The sequence below is a fragment of the Quisquiliibacterium sp. genome, assembly GCF_982640115.1.
Window position 1 is genome coordinate 1 of sequence record NZ_CEXFHW010000266.1, and the last position, 3,674, is coordinate 3,674.

4 protein-coding genes are annotated in these 3,674 nt (G+C 68.8%); 1 reads left to right on the forward strand and 3 read right to left on the reverse strand.

Annotated features, from left to right (window positions below; translation table 11 throughout):
* Nucleotides 1-70: 70 nt before the first annotated feature.
* Entirely contained in the window at nucleotides 71-808 is a 738-nt protein-coding gene (phbB, locus tag AC2H6A_RS18585; protein WP_484275208.1) for an acetoacetyl-CoA reductase, read from the reverse strand.
* Nucleotides 809-884: 76 nt separating this feature from the next.
* The gene (locus tag AC2H6A_RS18590; RefSeq protein ID WP_484275209.1) at nucleotides 885-2,666 is read right to left on the reverse strand and encodes a PHA/PHB synthase family protein; all 1,782 of its coding nucleotides are present in this window, start codon (nucleotides 2,664-2,666) and stop codon (nucleotides 885-887) included.
* Nucleotides 2,667-2,892: 226 nt separating this feature from the next.
* On the opposite strand from AC2H6A_RS18590, the gene AC2H6A_RS18595 reads away from it, so the two are divergent.
* Nucleotides 2,893-3,168 (forward strand): hypothetical protein, encoded by a 276-nt coding sequence (locus AC2H6A_RS18595; protein ID WP_484275210.1) that lies wholly within the window; start codon nucleotides 2,893-2,895, stop codon nucleotides 3,166-3,168.
* On the opposite strand, the gene pgeF is transcribed toward AC2H6A_RS18595, so the two are convergent.
* Nucleotides 3,146-3,674, reverse strand: a 529-nt coding sequence (pgeF, locus tag AC2H6A_RS18600; protein ID WP_484275211.1) for a peptidoglycan editing factor PgeF, incomplete at its 5' end; no start/stop codon positions are given. The two genes, AC2H6A_RS18595 and pgeF, sit on opposite strands and share 23 nt — an antisense overlap.

A 3,674-nucleotide genomic window follows, 5' to 3' on the forward strand; every position in this document is an offset into this window, starting at 1 on the left:
TCCGATCCCCACGCCCGGGCCGGCAGGCCCGGGCGGAGAACCCCGCGCCGGCCAGTGGCCGGCGCCGGGTTCACCCCATGTGCAGCCCACCGTTGCAGGAGAAGTCGGCACCGGTGGTGAAGCCGGCATCGTCGGTGGTGAGCCAGCCGCAGATGGAGCCGATTTCCTCGGCACGGCCCAGGCGGCGCACCGGGATGGTCTGGATGATCTTCTCGCGCACATCTTCACGAACCGCCATCACCATGTCGGTGGCAATGTAACCGGGAGACACGGTATTGACAGTAACACCTTTGCTGGCCACTTCCTGCGCCAGGGCCATCGTGAAGCCGTGCATGCCGGCCTTGGCGGCCGAATAGTTGGTCTGGCCGAACTGGCCTTTCTCGCCGTTGACCGACGAGATGTTGATGATCCGGCCCCAGCCCTTGTCGAGCATGCCGTCGATGACCTGCTTGGTGACATTGAACAGCGAATTCAGGTTGGTGCTGATCACCGCATTCCAGTCATCGAGCGACATCTTGCGGAACACGCCATCGCGGGTGATGCCGGCATTGTTGACCACGATGTCCGGTACGCCGAGCTCGGCACGCACCTTCTCGAAGGCCGCCCGGGTGGATTCCCAGTCGGACACATTGCCCACCGAGGCGTGGAAGGCATAGCCGTCGGCCTTCTGTTCGGCGAGCCACTTCGCGAAGTCGCGGGTGGGGCCGCAGCCGGCCACCACGGTGTAGCCCATGTCGTGAAACTTGCGGCAGATGGCGGTACCGATGCCACCCATGCCACCGGTCACGTAGGCGAGCTTCTGGCTCATGGAGATCTCCTTCAGGTTCGAATCGGGAAGGCCGGGATTGGCCGGATGCGGGAACGGGTCGAGCGGGCCAGGCGCATCACTGCGGCGCGCGGGTCTTGACATAGCTGCCGGGGGCCGGCTCGAGCACGCGCAAGCCGCGTGCCCCCAGCGAGGCAGGGGCCGCGCGCAGCGGGCCGCGATGGCCATCGAGCCAGTCGGCCCACTCCTGCCACCAGCTTCCCGGCCGCTCGGTGGCCTGGGCGAGCCAGGCCTCGGGATCGGCGGGATAGCGCTCGGGCCCGACCCAGTAGCTGCGCTTGTTGCGCGACACCGGGTTGATGGCACCGGCAATGTGACCGCTGGCGCCCAGCACGAAACGCACCGGCCCGTCGAGCAGCTGGGTGGAGCCGTACGCTGCGCGCCACAGCACGATGTGGTCCTCGCGGGCGCCGAACACGAAGGTGGGCACGTTGATGCGACGCAGATCGATCGGCTGGCCAGCGCACACCAGCCGGTCGGGGATGCGCAGCTCGTTGTGCAGGTACATGTGCCGCAGGTACCAGGCATACATCGGCCCGGGCAGATTGGTGCTGTCGGCGTTCCAGTAGAGCAGGTCGAAGGCCGGCGGCCGGTCGCCCTTCAGGTAGTTGCTGACGACATAGTTCCAGACCAGGTCGTTGGGGCGCAGGAACGAGAAGGTGGTGGCCAGCTCCTGGCCCTTGAGAATGCCGCCGCTGCCGAGAGTCTGCTCGCGGTAGCGCACGAAGGCCTCGTCGACAAAGACCCCCAGCGACCCCGGCTCGGCAAAGTCGAGCAGCGTGGTCATGAGGGTGAGGCTGGCCACCGGGCGCTCGCCGCGGGCGGCCAGCGCCGCAAGAGCCGTGGCCAGGATGGTGCCGCCCACGCAGAAGCCCAGGGCATTGATGGTCTGCGCGCCGCTGATCTCGCGCACCGCACGGATCGCCTCGAAGATGCCCTGCTCGAGATAGTCGTCCCAGGTGAGATGGCCCAGTTCGGGCCCGACATTGCGCCAGCTCAGCATGAACACCGTGTGGCCGCGCGACACCGCGTAGGCGACCAGCGAGTTGTCCGGCTGCAGATCCATGATGTAGAACTTGTTGATGCTCGGCGGCACCATCAGCAGCGGCCGGCTGCCCACCTTCGGTGTGCTCGGCGTGTACTGCACGATCTGGATCAGGTCGTTCTGGAAGACCACGCCCCCGGGGCTGGTGGCCACATTGCGGCCCACCTCGAAGGCCTCTTCGTCGGTCTGCGAGATGCGGCCCTTCTCGAGGTCGCTGAAGAGATTCTCCAGACCCACCCGCAGGCTTTCGCCACGGGTGTCGATGATGCGGCGCTGCGCCTCGGGGTTGGTGGCCAGGAAGTTGGCCGGCGACATCATGTCCACCCACTGCTGGGTGGCGAAGCGGATCCGCTCCTGCGTCCGGGCATCGGACTCGATCGAGGCGGCCATCTTCTGCAGGAACTCGGCATTGAGCAGGTAGAGCGCGGCGGTCCAGGCATGCGGACCGCTGTCGTGCCAGGCCTCGTTCGCGAAACGGCGGTCGCTCAGCGTGACGCCGGCATGCTGGATGCCCGACGCCACCAGTGCCTGCCAGCGCTCGAGATACTCGGCCTGGAGTTCGGCCAGCCTGGCCGGCGGGATGACGGCACCCGACGGCAGCGTCAAGGGCGGCAGCCCGGGGAAGCCCGACGGATCGGTGCCGCTGGCGCCGACCGCGGCGGCAGGATCGGGGCGTGCGGACGCGGCAGCGGTATCGGCAGCCCCTGCGCCGGCGGCAGCGCTTCCACGCCCGGCCTTCGCCGCGGCCGGACGCGATGCCGCCCTGCGACGGGTGGACTGCGCCGAGGACGCCATGGATTTCCCCTGAGAAGAGTCCGCGTTGGCGGACGGGTTGCGCTTTTTTTGAGGCATCCTATTGTGCTACCAAAAAATGAAACAACCGGGATATCCCCCGACCGAGCACCACGCGGGGGGCATCGGAAGCCCAGACCCGCACCCGCTGGACTCTAACCGGGGCTGCTTACACCGTCCTTGCGCCGGGCCGCCGTCCCAACCCCAAGCCCCTTGCCCCGAGCTCCCCGTGTACATCGTTGCGATCGCCTGGCTGTATGTCCTGATGCTGGTGTCGGTGATGCAGCCGACGGTCTTTCGCGGCATCGTCACCTTCGTGGGCGCCGGCCTGCTGCCACTGGCGCTGCTGCTCTATCTGGTCGGCACGCCCCAGCGGCGACGGCAGCGCCTGCGCACCGCGCAGCGCGAGGCGGCAACGGTTGCCGAGCCCACGATCGGGGAAGCCCCTGACCCGGCGGCGCCCGCCCCGGCGGCAGCGCCGGTCAGCGAGGATCGATCCAGATGAAGCTGGCCTGCCGGCCGGTGACCCGGTCACGGCGGAACGAGTAGAAGCGCAGCGGGTCGGCCACCGTGCACTCGCCGCCGCCCGCCACCCGGTCGACCCCCGCTGCCGCCAGACGCTGACGGGCCAGCCCGAAGAGATCGGCCTGCCATTTGCCAGGCCGTGCGCCCGCCGTGAAGCAGAGCGCCGCCCGCGCATCGTGGGCAAGAAAAGCCTCACGCACCTCCTCGCCCACCTCGAAGGCAGCAGGCCCGATCGCCGGTCCGAGCCAGGCGATCCAGTCGGTCGACGCCGGCGCCAACCCGCGCGCCGCCAGGACGGTCTGCTCGATGACCCCGCCACACAGGCCGCGCCAGCCGGCATGCGCCGCCCCCACCACCGACCCTTCACGGTTGCTGAGCAGCACCGGCAGGCAATCGGCGGTGAGGATCGCGAGCGGCACGCCGGGCTGATCGGTCACCGCGGCATCGGCCTGCGGCTCGGCGGCTGGCGCTTCGGCGCCAGCCGCA

Coding starts and splice junctions, on each gene's coding strand:
- AC2H6A_RS18590 (WP_484275209.1), bottom strand. CDS start 2,666: ATGGCGTCCTCGGCGCAGTCCACCCGTCGCAGGGCGGCATCGCGTCCG.
- phbB (WP_484275208.1), bottom strand. CDS start 808: ATGAGCCAGAAGCTCGCCTACGTGACCGGTGGCATGGGTGGCATCGGT.